Source organism: Vibrio sp. Vb0304 (assembly GCF_033338995.1).
GTDB classification, from domain to species: Bacteria; Pseudomonadota; Gammaproteobacteria; order Enterobacterales; family Vibrionaceae; genus Vibrio; species Vibrio alginolyticus.
Genome location: NZ_JAWOTT010000009.1, coordinates 1 through 18,535 on the forward strand (window position 1 = coordinate 1; position 18,535 = coordinate 18,535).

Genomic DNA, 18,535 nt, shown 5'->3' on the forward strand with positions numbered 1-18,535 from the left:
AAAAACTTCTTAGCAGATTTTTGAATAAAAAATGAAATTTTAGAATTTCAGGTAATATAAACGCCCCGCCATAATGCTTGCATAACGATATCAATGGACGATGAGCAAGCACATGGCAACGAACGATTCAGTCACTTCTTTTCCTAAACCAAAGCCCCGGTTAGTTTCTGACAACCCAGTCGCTGGTATTACTCGTTTTGCAAAGCAATCGCTACAGCCTGGTGAAGTCGCCTTAGTAGGTGCAGGACCAGGCGATCCTGAACTTCTGACGGTGAAAGCACTGAACTGCTTGCAGCAAGCTGACGTGGTTTTGTACGACTACTTGGTGTCTGAAGAAATCATGGCATTGATTCCAAGCGATACGATTTTAGTGTGCGTTGGGAAGCGAGCTGGGCATCACAGTGTGCCGCAGGAGAAGACGAATCAGCTTTTGGTGGATTTTGCCAAGCAGGGCTACAAAGTAGTGCGCATTAAAGGTGGTGATCCGTTTGTATTCGGTCGTGGTGGTGAAGAGTTAGAAGTGCTTGCTGATGCTGGCATTCGTTTTCAAGTTGTCCCTGGCATTACCGCAGCAGCTGGCGCAACCGCTTATGCTGGTATTCCACTGACTCATCGTGAGTATGCGCAATCGGCCATCTTTGTGACTGGCCACTTGAAAGAAGAAAGTGATGAGATGGATTGGTCCACGTTGGCGCGTGGGAATCAGACTTTAGTGATCTACATGGGGCTGATGAAATCACACTATATTCAGAATCAACTCATTAAGCATGGCCGTTCAGCGTCGACTCCGATTGCCATTATTGAGCGTGGCACGCAGATTCAACAAAAAGTATTTACGGGAGAACTCTCCCAACTCTCTGATTTATCGAAGGAAGCACAGTCGCCATCTTTGATTGTTGTCGGAGAGGTAGTGCGACTGTCTCAAAAGTTAGACTGGTTTTTGTCTAGTACTGAATTCAACAAAAGTGCTATTGCCAACTCCATATAATTTCAGACCAAAGATTAGAGACGTAATGCGCCTTCAAGCTTAAAAAGGAAATACAAAACATGGACCAACAACGTTTAACTCACCTTAAACAACTCGAAGCGGAGAGTATCCACATCATCCGTGAAGTTGCGGCTGAGTTTGATAACCCAGTCATGATGTATTCGATTGGTAAAGACTCATCAGTGATGCTGCACCTAGCGCGTAAAGCTTTTTACCCAGGTAAGATTCCATTTCCATTGCTGCATGTCGACACCGATTGGAAGTTCCGCGAGATGATTGAATTTCGTGATCGCACCGCGGCCAAATACGGTTTTGAGCTTTTGGTACATAAGAATCCAGAAGGTCTAGCCATGGGCTGTAGTCCGTTTGTTCATGGTTCTTCTAAGCACACTGACATCATGAAGACTCAAGGCTTAAAACAAGCGCTGAACAAGTACGGTTTTGATGCGGCCTTTGGTGGCGCGCGCCGTGATGAAGAGAAATCACGGGCGAAAGAGCGCGTGTATTCATTCCGCGATAAGAACCATACATGGGACCCTAAAAACCAACGTCCTGAGCTATGGAAGACGTACAACGGTCAGGTTAATAAGGGTGAGAGCATTCGTGTATTCCCGCTGTCTAACTGGACTGAGCTTGATATCTGGCAATACATCTATTTAGAAAACATCGAGATCGTGCCGCTTTACCTCGCGGACAAACGCCCAGTTGTTGAACGCGATGGCATGCTGATCATGGTTGATGATGATCGTATGGAGCTTCAACCGGGTGAAGTGATTGAAGAGAAGAGTGTGCGCTTCCGTACCCTTGGTTGTTATCCATTGACCGGGGCCATTGAGTCTGAAGCGAACACTTTAACTGGCATTATTGAAGAGATGCTGGTGGCAACGTCGAGTGAGCGCCAAGGCCGAGCGATCGACCACGATCAGTCAGGATCGATGGAGCTTAAGAAACGTCAAGGTTACTTCTAAAGGATCTAAGGAAAGATAATGAACAGTGCAGTTGAAGCTCAATTAGCCGAGCTTGGTATCGAAGGCTATTTAACACAACACCAGTACAAGTCGTTACTTAGATTCTTGACTTGTGGCTCGGTGGATGACGGTAAAAGTACATTAATCGGTCGCTTACTCCATGACTCAAAACAAATTTATGAAGATCAGCTAGCGGCAGTGCATTCAGACAGCCAACGTGTGGGTACCACGGGTGAAAAGCCCGACCTTGCGTTGTTGGTCGATGGCTTACAAGCTGAGCGAGAGCAGGGGATCACGATTGATGTGGCTTACCGCTATTTCTCGACGCAGAAACGTAAATTCATCATTGCAGATACTCCTGGACACGAGCAGTACACACGTAACATGGCTACAGGCGCATCGACATGTGACTTAGCTGTGATTCTGGTTGATGCACGTAAGGGCATTCTCGATCAAACTCGTCGTCACTCTTTCATTTCCAACCTGTTGGGTTTGAAGCACTTTGTTGTGGCGATCAACAAGATGGACTTAGTGGATTACTCCCAAGAGCGCTTTGAAGAGATCCGCGATGAGTATCTGAAGTTCTCTGAGAATCTGACAGGGGATATTGATATTCAAATCATCCCGATCTCAGCGCTTGAAGGGGACAATGTGGTGGATAAAGGCCAAAACCTGACTTGGTTTAAAGGCCCATCATTGCTTGAGCTTCTTGAAACGGTCGATGTGGATCAAGAAAAAGGCGCGGGTGAATTCCGCTTCCCTGTGCAATACGTTAATCGTCCTAACCTCGATTTCCGTGGTTTTGCGGGGACCATTTCTTCTGGTTCGATCAAAGTCGGTGATGCCATTAAAGCATTGCCATCGGGTAAAACGTCAACAGTGGCACGTATTGTGACCTTTGATGGTGATATCGAAGAAGCTCGTGCCGGATTAGCTGTCACTCTGACGCTAAGCGATGAGATCGATATTAGCCGTGGCGATTTGATTGTTCTAGATAATGCTCAAGTGGAAACCACAAACCATTTGCTTGCCGATGTGGTGTGGATGACAGAGCAACCCCTGCAACCGGGTCGTGACTATGACATCAAAATCGCAGGTAAGAAAACCGTAGGTCATGTTGAAGCGATTCGTCATCAATATGACATTAATAATCTCTCGACTCATAGCTCGGCAGAGCTGCCATTGAATGGTATTGGTTTGTGTGAATGGTCTCTTAATGAGTCAGTCGCGCTGGACAATTATCAAGACTGTGCAGATACCGGTGGCTTTATCATTATCGATCGTCTGACAAACGTGACGGTTGGTGCCGGCATGGTTAAAGAGAGCCTCGCCGTGGTTGAGCGCGATTTGACGGACATCTCTGCGTTTGAAGTTGAGCTTAATGCGCTTGTCCGTAAACACTTCCCACACTGGGAAGCAAAAGACGTCAGCCAGTTTCTGAAAAAGTAACTGGCTTACCCAAGTACGATAATTTCAGGCTCTGTCTGCTGTTGTACTTGGGGCGTCGCTACCTAACTGAATTGCGAAATGTCGTTAGGTATTCTCCTAATACCAGAATGCTTCGGTGGAGCCCAAGAAAACCGAGCATTCTGATGTTCTTTTCGCTTGCGCTGATTTTTGTCTGTTTACTCGTTTGTCGGTGTTTCATGGATAAATGAGTCGTTGTTGTGCCCTTTAGGGCTATTTGGTAAGGAAAGGCTATGTGGGAACAAGGGTTTGTGTTAGCGATTTTGCTTGGCATTATCACTTGCTTGCTTGTCACGAAAATTAAGCCTAGTTACGTCTTTGCGGGTGCCGCTTTTATTGCATTCATGGCTGGGATGATGGATTCAGCCACTATCGCATCCAATTTTACCAACTCTTCATTGTTAACCCTGGTTCTATTGATTCTTGCATCCTGTGCTCTAGAAAAAACACTGCTGATCAGTTGGGTGAGCCGAAGTATCTCTGAGGGTCAGTTAGGCAGCGTGATTGCTAAGCTCGGTGTGTCGACCGCCTTGCTTTCTTCATTTACGAATAATACCGCTGTGGTTGTCTCATTGATTGGGGCGATTAAGCGTAATCAGCAGCATGCACCTTCGAAATTACTTATTCCCTTGTCTTACGCCGCCATTTTTGGTGGCACGTTAACTTTGATTGGTACGTCGACTAACTTAATCATCAACAGCTTTGTCGAAGACGCAGGCTTACCGAGCCTGAGCTTTTTTACACCTACGATGATAGGTTTGGCTGTGCTGGTGGGAGGGATGCTGATTCTTATCCCGCTCAGCTACTTGCTACCGAATTATGATGATCAAAACCAAGAAGATTTACCTTACTTTCTTGAGTCTCGCGTTGAGCCAGGCTCACCGCTAGTTGGGCGTACGATCAGCGAGAATAATTTACGTGCTCTGCGCAAACTGTTTCTTGCAGAAGTGGTGCGCGATGGTGTTACTGTTTCTTCTGTGGGACCGGATTTTGTGCTCAATGCAAAAGACCGCCTGTTATTTTGTGGCGATGTTGAGAGCGTCGCGACCCTGCAAGAAATTCCGGGCCTCAAGTTGTTTGGTCAGCAGCACTTAAATGGGCAAAACTTTATCGAAGTTGTGGTGAGCTCGTCGGCGACATTTTGCTACAAAACCCTCAAAGAGAGCCGATTCCGCGACCGATTCGATGCCGTTGTTGTGGCGATTCGCCGAGGCCACGAACGCCTAGAAGGTGGCTTGGGTAGTATTACCTTAGCGCCAGGGGACACGTTAGTTCTGGTTCCAGGCAAGCGTTTTGAGTCTGAACGCCGAGCTCATCGTAAAGAGTTTGTCTTAGTGCATGACTTGGACTCTAGCGCTCGGCTTGATACCAATAAGTCTTCCATTGTATTACTGGGCTTTGCAGCCGTAATTGGATGCGCTCTATTAGAGTTAGTGCCAATTATTAAAGGTCTAGCTGCGTACCTTATCGCGCTTATTGCGTTTGGTATTGTGCAGATTTCAGAACTGCGCCGCCGTTTTCCGATCGATATCGTCGTGATTGTCGGTTCCGCTTTGTCTATTGCTCAACTGATGATCTCTTCTGGATTGTCAGAAAGAATGGGAGTGATGTTTATTGAAGCGTTTAATGGCTGGGGAGTATTTGGTGCCTTGGTGGCGACTTATATCATGACATTGGTACTCACTGAATTGGTGACAAACAATGCCGCGGCTGCGCTTTCTTTTCCTATCGGCTATAGCATGGCGGTGGGTTATGGCGTGGATCCGATGCCATTCATCATGGCGGTTTTGTTCGGCGCGAGTGCGAGCTTTATCTCTCCCTACGGTTACCAAACTAACCTGCTGGTGTACAGCGTAGGAAATTACAAATTGACCGACTACGTGAGAATTGGAGTGCCAATTTCGATTGTGTACTCTGTATTAGTACTTACTTTGATCCCGGTCTTTTTCCCGTTTTAATTCCGATATTTACAAGGATACGTTATGACTGCCGAAACGACGGTAAAAGATGAAAACATTGTTTGGCACCAGCATTCGGTTGATAAACAGTTTCGTGCTGAATTAAAGAAGCAAAAACCTGCCGTATTGTGGTTCACTGGTTTATCTGGAGCGGGTAAATCAACCGTAGCTGGGGCGTTGGAAAATCGCCTTGCAGCATTGGGTTACCACACCTATTTATTGGATGGTGACAATGTACGACATGGTTTGTGTAGCGATTTAGGTTTTTCTGAACAGGACCGTCGCGAGAACATTCGTCGCATTGGTGAACTGGCGAAGTTGATGGCAGATGCGGGTTTAATTGTTCTGTCGGCGTTTATTTCACCGCATCGTGCAGAGCGGAAGTTAGTGCGCGATTTATTGCCAGAAGGCGAGTTTATCGAAGTGTATGTCAATGCATCTCTAGAGGTTTGCGAAGGTCGAGATCCTAAGGGTTTATACCGTAAAGCCCGTGCGGGAGAGATTCCTAATTTCACTGGTATTGATTCGGAATATCAAGCGCCAGAGAACCCTGAAATCGATTTGCCCGCGGGAGAAAAGAGTGTCGATGAGCTGGTGGATTTGTGCTTAATCGATCTTAAACAACGCGGTGTGATCCGATAAAAATCATTTAGATCATAGGTGACCTAAAGCTCTTTGAGCGGCTGGAGAAGTATTTGGATCATAGGTGGTCAAATGCTTCTCCAACTGGCTAGACAGTATGATGAACCGTACTTTTAGCTTCACTATGGACACTAAATCTATGATTTAACAGTGCAAGCATTTGCTCGTAGTATTCGGCATGTGGTTTGTTTCCGAGCAAGGTGCAGAGCTCATTGCCTGTGGGTGTGAAGCGGTAATATAAAAGGCGGACACCTTTACTGTTTACGTGCAGCGACAAGTTTTTACCTTGGTAGGTGAGGACCAACGGTGTCTCGATACTAATTTCGCCAGATTCAAGTTCGGCACTGTGCAGCAGCCCTAATTCAATTAAGAGCAACAAGCTTGAATACGGCAGTTGAAAACTTCCCATATTTAGGCTGTTGGCGACGTCTCGCTTGCCGAAGCTAAATATGCCTCCTTGCGCTTTGTAACCAATCAGCAGTTTTCTGCTGTGATCCCCTCCAAAACTGCACGCTAAAGAGGCGGCTCTTTGCAGAGTTTGTGCTTCCTTTGGTGACATATCTTTGAGGGTTTTCAACGCTTTCATGGACGTTGAGCCCGGATTTGTCACTTCACGCTTCATCACTTGAGCCCATAGCTTTTGCATCGCGCTGTTATGGATGTCTTGAGCCATCTCAAAAAATCGATGCAACCAATCTTGGTCTGGCTCTCCCGCTGTCTCATCTCGGCATGAACTGTGCGCTAATTTTAAAATCTGTTCTAAGTTTTTTTGTCGCTGTTCTTGGCGTCTTTGCTCTCGCAATTGGGCTCTTTCAAACGCAGATTTGGCTGGCGGTTCGGTTTGCAGTAAGGCGTCAAGACCGTGTATTTGGGCTATGGTTTTTACCTTACTAGCACTGTCTTTTATGTAGCCTTGTTTCTTTTCTTGTTGCGTATTTTTTTTTGTGTCTGACTGATGTTCGATGACAACAGGTTGCTTTGTCGGGTCTGCCATTCGTTTTCCTACCAAGAACTGCGCGGTTCGCACGTTTAAATTTACACCTTATCTGACCAAGCGACCAGACAGGAGTTCTCAGTTTTTGAACGAATAGGGCTATTCAAAATGATAATGAGTTGTTAAAATTGTTATCGTTATTTTGGAGGGGCTATGAAGTTCTCAGAAGCAGGTAAACTCAAAAAGCACCTGTCGATAGCGTTTCTTTTGGTTATTTATGTGGGCGTATTAGCGTATTTATCTCGTTATATCGTGTAGCACAAAGCTAAAAAAGGCGCCAGTGTGACGCCTTAGGTGTAGCGAGGCTTATCGACGACTTAAATTACATATCGTCGTAGGCTTCTATTTCTGATCCCTCAATAACGTAAGCCGTTTCTGCCAGTTCGTGGTTTATCGTCTCGGTTTTCAACGTTCCAACCACATATATGACATCCCACAACTCTTGAACAGGCGCGCCTTTCGGAAACTTCACGTAAATGATCTGGTTTGGAGGCGGTGGTGGCACGTGAATACAAGCTCCAAAATATGGCACCAATAAAAATTCGGTGACGGTATCGGCATCACCTTCAAGTGGGATAACAAACCCCGGAATTTTAACTTGGCTTCCGTTCAGTTCTGGTCGAACATTACCAATCTTGGACTGCTGCGCTGCGCCACCACTGTGATCAGATGCAGGCATGCCTATACTGTCGAACAATTTACGCTCTTTTTCTGGAACAAGGTCAATCCAGTCAAGCTTCAATGGTTCTTCGCTGGCCATAACAGGCGCTGTGAATGCGACGACCAGCAAGCAACTTGCGAGTATTTTTTTCCACATTTTATTAAATCCTTATTGTCATTCCGTCACTCAGTGACTGTAGGTAGGCGCGGAGTGCGGGAATGAAACCAATCACAATACCAGCGCATTGTACGAAACCTAATAGCATCCACTCATAAGTAGATAAGATGCTTAAGGTGAGATGTATTCCATAGTGCTGTTGGATGATCGGCTGCGCGATAGCAAGAATGGCATACAGCCCAGTAACGCCAGTAATAATACCAGCAGCAGTAAGCAAGCTGGCTTCACTAATTAAGAGTGAGAAAACATGACGAGGCCTTGCTCCCATGGCACGCAAAATCGCCATTTCACGGCGGCGTTCCTGTAGGCTAGTTAATAGACTGCTTAACATACCTAACAACCCTGCGATCACGACAAAACCAGATACTGCCATTAGGGCTTGCTCTGCAACCGACATCATTCCCCATAACTCATGCAACGCAACGCCGGGCATAATGGCGCTGAGCGGCTCTTTGGGGTAGGTGTTAATTTGTCTTTGCAGGGCGAAAGTTTGAATACGAGATTTCAAACCAACGAGCATAGCGGTAATTTGTTTGGGCTGAAAGTCTCTGTTTTTGAGATCTTGTGCCTTGGGTGTCGGGCCCAAACGCGCACCACTTTCCCATCCGACGTGAATGGCTTCGATGGCTTCCAATGATACATGGACAGTTTTGTCGACTGGTGTTCCTGTAGGTGCAAGGATACCGACAACTTTAAATGGCAGATTGTCATGACGGCTAAAGCCAACGTCGCTAATGCCGTGGGCAATGATGATTTCGCTACCGATATCATAACCAAGTTGTTTAGCGACATCAGAACCTAGCACGGTTTCAAATAAACCATGGAATTCTCTACCCTTGCTAAATGTTAGTGGTTGCTTACTTCCAAACTTGTAATGCTCAAAGTAACTGTGATTGGTTCCCATAACTCGGAAGCCTTTATGCGAGTCGCCAAGCGAGATTGGAATAGCCCAATCGACTGAACGATGATTGGCAAACTCTTGGTAGCTTTTCCAATCGATGTTGTTGGTCGCATTACCAATACGAAACACAGAATAGAGCAATAGGTTCACTTGCCCAGAGCGTCCACCAATAATGAGGTCAGTGCCTGAAATTGTATTAGCGAAGCTATCCTTGGCTTGAGTTCGGATACGCTCGACGCCCAAGAGGAGTACCACTGAAATCGCAACGGTCATGATGGTTAGAATTGCCGTCGCTTTGCGGTTCATCAAGCTTTTCCAGGCGAGCTTTACAACAGCACTCATGATATGGCTCCTAGGCTAGATACTTGATTAATGTCGGGTAGATTGAGCGTGCGATCGAATAAGGGTTCGAGTGTTGGGTCGTGGCTAACGAATACCAGTGTGGCATTGGCTTGATTCGCTTGCTCCATAAGGAGCTCAATAAATGCTTTACGATTGTCATAGTCTAAAGCTGAGGTTGGTTCGTCAGCGATCACTAACTCTGGATGTCCTATCAGAGCTCGAGCCGCAGCCACACGTTGTTGTTGACCAATACTCAATTCAGAGACAGGGCGTGTATGAAGCTCGTTTGGCAGGTGCAGTCGTTCTAGTAGGGCCTGAGCCTGTTCATTTAACGTTTGAGATGAGGCACCTAAATGGGCACGGTCACGTCGTATTTTACTGAACTGACATGGCAATAATACGTTTTCAAGTACGTTAAGGTACGGCAATAAATTGAACTGTTGAAAGATGTAGCCAATATGATTGGCGCGAAAGCGGTCTCTCTGACTGGCACTTAAACTAGCAAGGTCAGTATCGAGTACAGATAGAGAGCCTGAAGTTAATGTGTTAATCCCCGTCAACAAAGCGAGCAAGGTCGATTTACCGCAGCCACTTGGACCTTTGATAAACACATGCTCGCCTTGTGTAATGTGTAATTTAGGGATGTGGATGGTTGCGTTGATTGAACCGGGCCAGAAAAATTGGGCATCCTCTAGCTCGACAACATTTGGTGTGGTTTCAGTCATATTAAATCACCAAAGCTTTGGCGTGTAAGTAGGTACTTACACGCCACTCGTGTTATTTGATTACGATTTGGGTGTTATCTTTGCTTAATTTAATTGCTGATTGCATGGTATCAGTGAATATATTGACGCTGATGGACTCTGTAGTTGGGAACTGGTTAAACCAATCGGTTTGGATTTGGCTAAGCTGATTAACTTGTTCGCAACTGAAGCGATATTGCACCGAAAATTCACCGTGACCGCCATGATCGTGCGCCTCATCATGATCGTCATGGTGGTCATGTTTATCATGATGTTCATTATGATCATGGTGTTCGTGCCCTTCATGATCGTGATGTGCATGGTCATCATGGTCGTGCTCACTATGATCATGTTCCTCATGAGTTTCGCTTAGGTTGTGGCTCACGTAAGCTTCTTCAACATTACAATCAGCTTGTGAGTTAATAGCGAACAATGCGTTGCTGTCTTCGAGTGTAGCGACGGCTTGTTTAAGCGCTTGCTCTTGTTGCGCGTTTTCTGGAGCATGTTCGAAACCCACAACATCAGCTCCAGGAGCTGTGATCTCTACTAACAGATCTTTGCCATCTTGGGCGATATTAAACTCGACGTGACCATGCACATGAGCACCATGCTGGCGGTATTCGTTTGCATTCGCTGCTGTCGATAAAGTGAGGCCAATAGCAAGGGCTAAAACGTGTTTTGATGACATTGTATTTTTCCTAATTTTACTGGCATTAACCAAAGGCGGTATTGCTCAGATTCGAGTTTCACTAAGTTATTGTTCCCTGACACACTAGGTGCGGAAATGAACTCAATAATTTTGAGTGTGGAATAGTTTGGAAATTAAGCAAAATAAGGAGGGGCACGAGCAGCGCCAAGAATTTCTTCGCCGTACACGAGATGCAAAAAAACATGATGATGCTGGGCGCGCGTAAAAGTCGGTGTAGAGAGGGTTGGTTGTACCTTTGCTATACCGTGCTGAACCCCAGAAAATAATTGGCAATGATGATGGGTATGATGGTCGGGCGTCAGATCGACTTGATGGAGTACAACCGCAAAGTTCCAAGCGATCAGCAACGCAACACTGAAAAATAAAGCAGTGCGATACCAATATCTTAGTGTTTTTTGCTGGTGGTGGTACATCTGAGCTCCTCTTACCGACTGTTATAATATAACACCCATAATGAATAAAAGTTCACTCTTTTGTTGGCTAGCAGAAAAATTTAACTCAACACATACGTGCCGAAAAATATTGGTAATACTCTCTGATGGAAGTGTCGCACTTATAAAGAGCAGAGTTATCACTGCCCATGCTTCTAATCAAATTCATATAGCTCCTTACAACAGGAACAAGGAGCCATTCAATGAAGCTAGATGTTCTGTTTAATAAGCTCAATGACTTTTGTTATCTCATCTTGCTCAAGTGCGCCCTCTTTGACAAACAGAACTTTGCCCGTTTTGTCTTGAACAATAATGGCCGAGCTTTCTTCTTTCAGGTCCCAAGTATTAGCAACTACGCCATTTTCATCAAGAACCATGGATGACCAAGGAAACTCTTTTTTGCTGTCTTGAGCTGAAGACTTCACGAAAGAGCCTGTCCCCCAAATTGCATCATCTTGGTTGATGATAGTCGTCGTCTGGTAGCTTTCTTGTGGAAAATTTGCCGCTGTTATTGCCGACATTAAAGGGGCATTCATCTCTTTTGAACTGCTACGGCCTGCGATGGCTTGAATAACACGAACTTTGCCTTGCATATGTTGAGTTGCCCAGGGTTGGTATGCAACGCCTTCGCCTTGTAAAACAATCTCGCCGTAAGCGGCAACATTGACAGGAGGAACGCTTTTTCCTACTGACAAGTTGTGTGCAAAGGTCAAGCTTGGCGTTAAGGCCAGTAGTAGAGGTAGGAGAGTCTTAGTTTTCATATTGTTATATTCCGTACGAGGTTTGGAAGCTTCCAGTATATATCCAGATCTTAGAAATTTGTAGGACCGTTTATAACATTTATTTAACGTATGGAGTGGTGTAATCTTGCGTTATATTTAGAATTTGCTAAAATGAGTTCCGTCGCAAATTGCGCATTAAGATTGCAGAGGAAAAATAAGCAATCCGTGTTTTCTCAAAGGAATTGAGGTGAGTTATGCTACGTGAGTTTGCTGTATATCGACCATTACAAGTGGCCCGTTTTGTTAAAACGTTGTTCAAAGGTCAGTTTTTTATTGTTGGGGTTGGCTGTTTTCAGTTCGACAATGGCAAAGTGTTACTACCTGACGTCAACGATCATAAAAGGCTCACCATCTTTAAAGAAGTCAACCAAGTGATAGCATCATTATCGGCTTAGTTAGCTTGGTACCCACTTAGATTTAGAAAAGAGCGACCATATCGGTCGCTCTTTTTGTTGCTAGTTAGGTTTATCCTTGGAGGCTTGGTGGGAAGCAAACTCCCGTTCCTCCGATGCCACAGTAACCATCAGGGTTTTTCGCCAAATATTGCTGGTGGTAGGTTTCCGCAAAGTAATACGGACCTGCTGGTTGTATTTCGGTGGTGATGTTCGCGCGTTGCTCTTCTTGCAGTGCTTGCTGATACAAGAGTTTCGATTTCTCTGCGCTCTCGAGCTGCTCCGTCGAATAAGTGTAAATTGCAGAACGATATTGAGTACCTAAGTCGTTACCTTGACGCATTCCCTGAGTTGGGTCGTGTTTTTCCCAAAAAACAGCCAGTAGCTTTTCTAATGAGATGACGCGTTCATCGAAAACGACTCGTACGACTTCTGTATGACCCGTTTTACCTGTACAGACCTCTTCATACGTGGGATTGGGTGTGTACCCCCCAGCGTAACCGACCGAAGTAGATACAACGCCGTCGAGTTGCCAAAATACGCGCTCAGCGCCCCAAAAACAGCCCATTCCGAGCAAAATCTGCTGTTGGTGTGACGCAAGAGGCGCCTTTAGGTTAGATTTATTTACAAAATGATGATCGTCAATCTGCATTGGTTGATCTCTACCTGGCAAGGCATCTTCTATACTGATCAATGTTTGTTTGTTGAGCATGGTATTTGTCCTTCAATACGTGTCTTAAATTTGCGAACTTTTTCATTTCGTCTGTATCTGATGCTGTGATGACATAGACCGCGTTAAACCTATTAATATTACAGACTTAGAATCTAATTGGCGTTATCATTATTTACGTTTACTTAACCTCATTCAGCCATAAAAGCATGATAAAAAAAGCTCTCCCCACCATTGTTGGCCTGTTTGCCTTTTCTCATGGTGCCTATGCCGATGTTTCTTTGACTTTGAAAGGCATTGATGGCGCTTTAGAAGAGAATGTCAGTGCGTATCTATCATCTATTCCAGAGAAGGATTACTCCACTTCTCTGCGTTTTCAAGCGAGATTAGATCAAAGTATCACTGAAGCGCTTAACGCGCTTGGGTATTATCATGCAAAAATTTCATACTCTATTCCTGAAGCGAATGATGAGTTAATTGTGCTCATCAAGCCGGGCTTGCCAGTGAAAGTGAAAGTCATGGATGTGGTCATCACTGGAGAGGCCAAGGACGATGAAGAGTTTGCAAAACTTATTGAGCGCTCTCCGCTCAAAGTTGGTCAAGTTTTGAATCAAGGCCAATACGACAGCCTTAAGTCAGGCATTCGTAACTTGGCGCTTCAGCGTGGTTACTTCAATGGTGAGTTTACGCTAAGTCGATTAGAGGTTATCCCTGATCTGAACGAAGCTAATGTCCGTTTGCACTACAGCAGTGGAATACGTTTCAATTTTGGCGACGTTTCTTTTATTGGCAACCACATCTGGGAAGACCGTGTCGCATCACTACAACCTTTTAAAGAAGGGGACCCATACAACGTTTCGAAGCTGGGCGAGTTTAACCAGAAGCTATCAAATACGGAGTGGTTTTCCTCAGTTTTTGTTGAGCCTGAATTGGATAGGCTTGATGATGGCCGAGACTTGCCAATTAAAGTGTCTTTATCTCCTGCTTCGAAGAATCAGATCGAGACGGGTATTGGTTACTCAACGGATGTTGGCGTTCGAGGAACGTTGAAGTGGAAGAAACCTTGGGTGAGCTCCCGAGGACACAGTTTCAACACTGCTTTATCCCTATCTAAGCCAGAGCAAACCGTGACTGCTTCTTACAAAATTCCTTTAGAAGATGTCGCTAACGATTATTATCAAGTTCAATATGGGCTTAAAAACCTAGACAACCGTGACACGCAGAGTATCGAGTCTAACCTTGCAGTGGAGCGTCATTGGTTAGCAGACGGTGGTTGGCATAATACCGTTTATGTTCGTCATTTGTACGAGAGCTTTACGCAAGGTTTACAAGATGATGAATTCAACTTCGTACTTCCAGGTGCGACATTTTCTCGGACTAGGGTTCGAGGGGGCAATATGCCAATGTGGGGAGACAAGCAAAGCATCACTATTGAGTATGGTGATACCGCTATGCTTTCTGAAACTAGAGTGCTCCGCTTAATTGGCTCGACATCTTGGATTCGTGGTATTGGAGAGAATCATCGTGGTTTGTTCCGCTTAGAAGGTGGTGCGAATATTACCGATGAACTTGAAAAACTATCACCGTCGCTGCGTTTCTTCGCTGGTGGTGACAATAATATTCGTGGTTACGGCTATGAATCTATTTCACCTGTGGATGAGAGTGGTGCTTTGACGGGTGGTAAATACATTGTTAGCAGTACATTAGAATATCAATATCGTGTTTATGGAAACTGGTGGGCTGCAACGTTTTACGATATTGGTGATGCGTTTAATGAAACACCAGATTGGAAATCAGGTGCTGGTGTTGGTATCCGCTGGGCGTCTCCGGTGGGCCCTGTTAGTTTTGATTTTGCATGGGGGTTGGATGCAAAACCAGAACGAGAGTTTCGTATCCACTTCTCATTGGGGCCTGAGCTATGATCAAAATGATGTTTAAGTGGACCAAATGGCTGTCGCTCAGTTTGATTGGTCTATTGCTGTTGCTCATCATTATTGTCGCGACAGTTTTGTTTACCCACCCAGGACTCAAATTTGCCTTGTGGGGAGCTGAAAAAGCATTACCACAATTGCAGATTGAAAAAGTGCAGGGTTCATTGTTTCCTCGCTTCGAACTGCATAACGTCAGTTTTGTCGATGAGTCTTTGAATATCGACGCCAAAGTCGAGCGTTTAGCTTTGGCAGTGAACTTCCGCTGTTTCTTTGACCCTAAGGTCTGTGTCGATGAGTTAAGACTGCAGGGGCTTGACTTTAAGATGCCAGAGCTACCGCCAGCAAGCGAGGAGCAAGAGGAAACACCACCACTGCGTTCTATCAGTACGCCAGTGCCAATTTTTGTTAATAAAGTCAGCTTTAATGACATCAATGTCAATGTGCTGGGCAATCAAATTGATTGGCAAACATTCTCGACCGCTTTGTCGATGCAGGGTGATCGTTTGGTGATCGCACCTACCGCGTTGAAAGACATTAATGTGGCTTTAGCACCAAGTGAGGCTGAACCTGAAGCGGCTGCCGAGGAGCCGAAAGAAACTGACGTTACGCCGCAAGATATTGTGTTACCCGAAGTATGGATTCCACTGACGGTTGAAGCGCGTCGTCTTGATATTCACAATTTCAAACTGGCGGGTGAAACGCCAGTGATCGTCAATCATCTTGGTTTGGTTGCAAGAGCAGGCAGTGAACGTGTTGATGTCAAAACGTTAGAGCTCGACATGCCAGAAGTGGAAGGCAAGTTGAGCACACAAGTGACGCTTTCTTCTGATTACCCTATCAAAGCGCAATTGGACGCGTTAGTGAAGCAAGCGGATGCGAAGGGACAAAAACTGTCGCTTTCGGTCTCGGGTTCGGTTGGTGATTTGTCACTAAATGCTACGCTTTCTGAGCTTGTACAAGCGGAGATCAAAGGTGATATTCAACCGCTTAAAACACAGTTGCCGTTTGATGTCGCGATTAAAAATGTACAGGCGCAATGGCCGCTATTTGGACAAAGCGATTACCAGGTTTCTGTACCAAGCTTGGCGGCAAAAGGCTCACTTGATGGCTACGAAGTCGCATTAGAAACCAAAGCTTCGGGCAAAGATATTCCCGCCGTTGATGTCGCACTAAACGGCAAAGGTACGCTAGAGCAAATTGACCTCGAAAGCCTTGTAGTGAAAACCTTAGGGGGCGAACTCTCTGGGAAAGTCATGGCCAATTGGGCCGCGCCAATCAACTGGCAAGCTGACTTGAACCTGAAAAACATTCAACCAGGTTTACAATGGAAAGAAGCTGAAGGGGATATCAGCGGTAACCTTTCGACTTCGGGGTCGTTAACAGAACAAGGCGGTTGGCAAGTCAGTTTGCCTAAGTTAGACATTGACGGCATTTTGCGAGGGTATCCGCTGAATGTTGAAGGGCAACTTGAAGCGTCTGATAAAAACGGCAAAGGCGAAGACATCCAACTTACCACTCAGGGTTTAGCGCTTTCTCATGGTCCAAACCAACTCAGTGCAAAGGGTAAGATCGATAAGCAAATTCTGATGGATGTTGAGGTTAACTTCCCTGATTTTGCGAAAAGTGTTCCGGATCTTGCAGGTAAAATGCAAGGTAAAGTCGCACTACGTGGTAGCTTGAAAGAACCAGACATCAATCTTGATCTCGCTTTAAATCAGATAAACTGGCAGCAACAGGCGAACGTAGAAACGATCACCTTAAAGGGTGATGTGAAGCCTCTGCCAGCACCAAAAGCGAACATAAGCCTTATTGCGAACAACATTACCTATGACGACATAAAAGTTGATAGTGCTGACCTTGAAGTCTCTGGGGATGAAAAACTGCATCAACTGACGCTCGATGTAGTGTCTGACCTGGTGTCGACCAGTTTAGAAATTGAAGGGACATTCCAGCAGAAACCAGAAATGATTTGGGATGGGGCGCTGCGCCGCTTGACGCTGAGCTCGCAACAAGGCCCGTGGGCGTTGCAAAAATCGACCGCGGTGAAGGTCAATATCGACAAACAGATCGCGAACGTTCAAGCGCATTGTTGGTTGCAAGCGGAGTCGAGCGTATGTCTAACCGAAGACATTAGTGTCGGTAAGAGTGGCCAGGCGAAGTTAGCCATCAATGATTTTGATTTTGACCAAATCAAACAATTCCTGCCGCCAGAAACCAAGCTGCAAGGCTCGGTTAATGCACAGGCTTTTGCTAAATGGGCACCAGAGAAAAAGCCTGAAGTAACCTTAAGTGTCAATATGCCAAAAGGCCAAGTTGAACAAGCGTTTGAACAGCCAATTAAAGTCGGTTGGGAAAGCTTCAACTTTAAAGCAGCATTAGCGAAAGACAAGCTTGATGCCGAGTGGCTATTTGATGTGAAAGATAACGGTGACTTGTCTGGTAAGGTTTCTTTACTGAATGTCTCGTCTGAAAAGCCCACTATTGATGGTAAGGTTTCACTCTCTACGTTCCACTTGGACTTCTTGGCACCGTTGATTGGTGAGTACAGCTTGTTTAAAGCAAACATGAATACTGACCTAGCGATATCAGGTGACGTTATGCATCCGAAGGTGAACGGTCAGTTCTTGATTGACCAAATGAAGCTACAGGGTGAAGTCACACCGATAGATATAAACTCAGGGCAGGTCGTCATCAACTTTAAAGGCCATCAAGCGGACTTGGATGCCGGAATTTTAACCCCGGATGGTGAGTTGAACGTTACCGGTGATGCCGACTGGCAGGACTTACAGAACTGGCGCACTAAAGCGCGTGTATTTGCTAAAGAGCTCAATGTTGATTTGCCTCCAATGGTAAAAATCAAAGTGGAGCCTGACATGACAATAGATGTGACCCCTCAGCTTGCGAAAATTGAGGGTGATATTAATTTGCCATGGGGCAGAATTGTCGTCGAAGAGCTTCCACCAAGTGCGGTAGGCGTATCGAGTGATACCGTTATTCTCGATAAAAACTTGCAGCCAGTGGACGATGTGGCTGCGATGCCGTTTGATGTGGAAACGAACATCAACATTAAAATTGGTGATGACTTCCAACTTGCCGCTTTTGGTTTAAAAGGTGGGTTGAAAGGGAACCTAAACGTGACACAAAAAGACAAAGGTCCTTTCATCGTTGGTGAAGTGAATGTTGTCGACGGTTCTTATCGTTCGTTTGGTCAGGACTTATTGATTAAAGAAGGTAAGATTCTGATGAATGGTCCACCAGATCAACCTTACTTGTCTATCAAAGCGATTCGTAATCCAGACAATACCCAAGATGATGTCATTGCGGGGGTACAAGTGTCAGGCCCAGCATCTGATCCGAGTATAGAAATTTTCTCAGAGCCCGCGATGAACCAAGCCAATGCACTTTCTTATCTACTTCGTGGTCAAGATATTGATGGTGAAGCCGGTGGTAATGCAATGACAACTACCTTAATTGGTTTAAGCTTGGCGAAGAGTGGTCGTGTGGTTGGTGAAATCGGTGAAGCCTTTGGCGTACAGGATTTACAGCTGGACACTGCTGGGTCGGGCGATGACTCGCAAGTGACGGTGAGTGGTTATATTCTGCCAGGTTTGCAGGTGAAATATGGTGTCGGCATCTTTAACTCCCTAGGTGAGTTCACTGTGCGTTACCGATTGATGCAAGACTTGTATTTAGAAGCGGTATCTGGTGTAGATAGCGCCGTTGACCTACTCTATCAGTTTGAGTTCGATTAAAGTGCTTTAACCTAAGCATACACAGTC

Annotated in this window: 16 protein-coding genes; 8 read left to right on the forward strand and 8 right to left on the reverse strand. The window is 45.5% G+C overall.

What is annotated here, in order from left to right:
• The first annotated feature begins 112 nt into the window (after nucleotides 1–112).
• The 5 genes from cobA to cysC all read left to right on the forward strand — a co-directional run bounded on the left by cobA (nucleotide 113) and on the right by cysC (nucleotide 6,023).
• Nucleotides 113–988: a uroporphyrinogen-III C-methyltransferase gene (gene cobA, locus R7P35_RS12775; protein ID WP_213898419.1), complete on the forward strand. Its 876-nt coding sequence runs from the start codon at nucleotides 113–115 to the stop codon at nucleotides 986–988.
• A 59-nt stretch (nucleotides 989–1,047) separates the two neighbouring features.
• Nucleotides 1,048–1,956 (forward strand): sulfate adenylyltransferase subunit CysD, encoded by a 909-nt coding sequence (gene cysD / locus R7P35_RS12780; protein WP_005379592.1) that lies wholly within the window; start codon nucleotides 1,048–1,050, stop codon nucleotides 1,954–1,956.
• A gap of 18 nt (nucleotides 1,957–1,974) precedes the next feature.
• A complete protein-coding gene (gene cysN / locus R7P35_RS12785; RefSeq protein ID WP_017633444.1) occupies nucleotides 1,975–3,405 on the forward strand; it encodes a sulfate adenylyltransferase subunit CysN in 1,431 nt (476 codons plus the stop codon).
• Between the two features lie 251 nt (nucleotides 3,406–3,656).
• Nucleotides 3,657–5,381 carry an SLC13 family permease gene (locus R7P35_RS12790; RefSeq protein ID WP_005379596.1) on the forward strand — a complete coding sequence of 575 codons (1,725 nt, stop codon included), beginning with the start codon at nucleotides 3,657–3,659 and terminating at the stop codon, nucleotides 5,379–5,381.
• Nucleotides 5,382–5,405: 24 nt separating this feature from the next.
• Nucleotides 5,406–6,023, forward strand: a complete 618-nt coding sequence (cysC, locus tag R7P35_RS12795) for an adenylyl-sulfate kinase (RefSeq protein WP_005379598.1) — start codon at nucleotides 5,406–5,408, stop codon at nucleotides 6,021–6,023.
• Between the two features lie 88 nt (nucleotides 6,024–6,111).
• On the opposite strand, the gene R7P35_RS12800 is transcribed toward cysC, so the two are convergent.
• The 7 genes from R7P35_RS12800 to R7P35_RS12830 all read right to left on the reverse strand — a co-directional run bounded on the left by R7P35_RS12800 (nucleotide 6,112) and on the right by R7P35_RS12830 (nucleotide 11,742).
• The gene (locus R7P35_RS12800) at nucleotides 6,112–7,017 is read right to left on the reverse strand and encodes a TIGR03899 family protein (RefSeq protein WP_171344404.1); all 906 of its coding nucleotides are present in this window, start codon (nucleotides 7,015–7,017) and stop codon (nucleotides 6,112–6,114) included.
• Between the two features lie 322 nt (nucleotides 7,018–7,339).
• Nucleotides 7,340–7,834, reverse strand: a complete 495-nt coding sequence (locus R7P35_RS12805) for a DUF3299 domain-containing protein (RefSeq protein WP_005379600.1) — start codon at nucleotides 7,832–7,834, stop codon at nucleotides 7,340–7,342.
• A 4-nt stretch (nucleotides 7,835–7,838) separates the two neighbouring features.
• Nucleotides 7,839–9,098 (reverse strand): ABC transporter permease, encoded by a 1,260-nt coding sequence (locus R7P35_RS12810; protein ID WP_171344403.1) that lies wholly within the window; start codon nucleotides 9,096–9,098, stop codon nucleotides 7,839–7,841.
• Nucleotides 9,095–9,823, reverse strand: a complete 729-nt coding sequence (locus R7P35_RS12815; RefSeq protein WP_017820286.1) for an ABC transporter ATP-binding protein — start codon at nucleotides 9,821–9,823, stop codon at nucleotides 9,095–9,097. The genes R7P35_RS12810 and R7P35_RS12815 overlap by 4 nt, the downstream gene beginning before the upstream one ends.
• Before the next feature lie 52 nt (nucleotides 9,824–9,875).
• Nucleotides 9,876–10,529, reverse strand: a complete 654-nt coding sequence (gene zrgA / locus R7P35_RS12820; RefSeq protein ID WP_017820285.1) for a zinc uptake protein ZrgA — start codon at nucleotides 10,527–10,529, stop codon at nucleotides 9,876–9,878.
• Between the two features lie 134 nt (nucleotides 10,530–10,663).
• Nucleotides 10,664–10,963 (reverse strand): DUF2607 family protein, encoded by a 300-nt coding sequence (locus tag R7P35_RS12825; RefSeq protein ID WP_158173620.1) that lies wholly within the window; start codon nucleotides 10,961–10,963, stop codon nucleotides 10,664–10,666.
• A 227-nt stretch (nucleotides 10,964–11,190) separates the two neighbouring features.
• Nucleotides 11,191–11,742, reverse strand: coding sequence for a YtfJ family protein (locus R7P35_RS12830; RefSeq protein ID WP_005383122.1), 552 nt, complete (start codon nucleotides 11,740–11,742; stop codon nucleotides 11,191–11,193).
• Nucleotides 11,743–11,957: 215 nt separating this feature from the next.
• Between R7P35_RS12830 and R7P35_RS12835 the strand changes: the two genes are divergently transcribed.
• Nucleotides 11,958–12,158, forward strand: a complete 201-nt coding sequence (locus R7P35_RS12835) for a DUF1107 domain-containing protein (protein WP_005379612.1) — start codon at nucleotides 11,958–11,960, stop codon at nucleotides 12,156–12,158.
• 70 nt (nucleotides 12,159–12,228) lie between these two features.
• On the opposite strand, the gene msrA is transcribed toward R7P35_RS12835, so the two are convergent.
• Nucleotides 12,229–12,867, reverse strand: a complete 639-nt coding sequence (msrA, locus tag R7P35_RS12840) for a peptide-methionine (S)-S-oxide reductase MsrA (RefSeq protein ID WP_005379620.1) — start codon at nucleotides 12,865–12,867, stop codon at nucleotides 12,229–12,231.
• Nucleotides 12,868–13,034: 167 nt separating this feature from the next.
• Here msrA and R7P35_RS12845 point away from each other — a divergent pair, with 167 nt between their 5' ends.
• Together R7P35_RS12845 and R7P35_RS12850 are read left to right on the forward strand one after the other, a co-directional pair.
• Nucleotides 13,035–14,747 carry an autotransporter assembly complex protein TamA gene (locus tag R7P35_RS12845; RefSeq protein ID WP_005383121.1) on the forward strand — a complete coding sequence of 571 codons (1,713 nt, stop codon included), beginning with the start codon at nucleotides 13,035–13,037 and terminating at the stop codon, nucleotides 14,745–14,747.
• Nucleotides 14,744–18,508 carry a translocation/assembly module TamB domain-containing protein gene (locus tag R7P35_RS12850; protein WP_213904790.1) on the forward strand — a complete coding sequence of 1,255 codons (3,765 nt, stop codon included), beginning with the start codon at nucleotides 14,744–14,746 and terminating at the stop codon, nucleotides 18,506–18,508. Before R7P35_RS12845 ends, R7P35_RS12850 begins: the two co-directional genes overlap by 4 nt.
• Nucleotides 18,509–18,535: the final 27 nt, after the last annotated feature.

What these genes read in the sequence shown, in the direction of transcription:
- cobA (WP_213898419.1), top strand. Translation starts at nt 113, where the DNA reads ATGGCAACGAACGATTCAGTCACTTCTTTTCCTAAACCAAAGCCCCGG.
- cysD (WP_005379592.1), top strand. Translation starts at nt 1,048, where the DNA reads ATGGACCAACAACGTTTAACTCACCTTAAACAACTCGAAGCGGAGAGT.
- cysN (WP_017633444.1), top strand. Translation starts at nt 1,975, where the DNA reads ATGAACAGTGCAGTTGAAGCTCAATTAGCCGAGCTTGGTATCGAAGGC.
- R7P35_RS12790 (WP_005379596.1), top strand. Translation starts at nt 3,657, where the DNA reads ATGTGGGAACAAGGGTTTGTGTTAGCGATTTTGCTTGGCATTATCACT.
- cysC (WP_005379598.1), top strand. Translation starts at nt 5,406, where the DNA reads ATGACTGCCGAAACGACGGTAAAAGATGAAAACATTGTTTGGCACCAG.
- R7P35_RS12800 (WP_171344404.1), bottom strand. Translation starts at nt 7,017, where the DNA reads ATGGCAGACCCGACAAAGCAACCTGTTGTCATCGAACATCAGTCAGAC.
- R7P35_RS12805 (WP_005379600.1), bottom strand. Translation starts at nt 7,834, where the DNA reads ATGTGGAAAAAAATACTCGCAAGTTGCTTGCTGGTCGTCGCATTCACA.
- R7P35_RS12810 (WP_171344403.1), bottom strand. Translation starts at nt 9,098, where the DNA reads ATGAGTGCTGTTGTAAAGCTCGCCTGGAAAAGCTTGATGAACCGCAAA.
- R7P35_RS12815 (WP_017820286.1), bottom strand. Translation starts at nt 9,823, where the DNA reads ATGACTGAAACCACACCAAATGTTGTCGAGCTAGAGGATGCCCAATTT.
- zrgA (WP_017820285.1), bottom strand. Translation starts at nt 10,529, where the DNA reads ATGTCATCAAAACACGTTTTAGCCCTTGCTATTGGCCTCACTTTATCG.
- R7P35_RS12825 (WP_158173620.1), bottom strand. Translation starts at nt 10,963, where the DNA reads ATGTACCACCACCAGCAAAAAACACTAAGATATTGGTATCGCACTGCT.
- R7P35_RS12830 (WP_005383122.1), bottom strand. Translation starts at nt 11,742, where the DNA reads ATGAAAACTAAGACTCTCCTACCTCTACTACTGGCCTTAACGCCAAGC.
- R7P35_RS12835 (WP_005379612.1), top strand. Translation starts at nt 11,958, where the DNA reads ATGCTACGTGAGTTTGCTGTATATCGACCATTACAAGTGGCCCGTTTT.
- msrA (WP_005379620.1), bottom strand. Translation starts at nt 12,867, where the DNA reads ATGCTCAACAAACAAACATTGATCAGTATAGAAGATGCCTTGCCAGGT.
- R7P35_RS12845 (WP_005383121.1), top strand. Translation starts at nt 13,035, where the DNA reads ATGATAAAAAAAGCTCTCCCCACCATTGTTGGCCTGTTTGCCTTTTCT.
- R7P35_RS12850 (WP_213904790.1), top strand. Translation starts at nt 14,744, where the DNA reads ATGATCAAAATGATGTTTAAGTGGACCAAATGGCTGTCGCTCAGTTTG.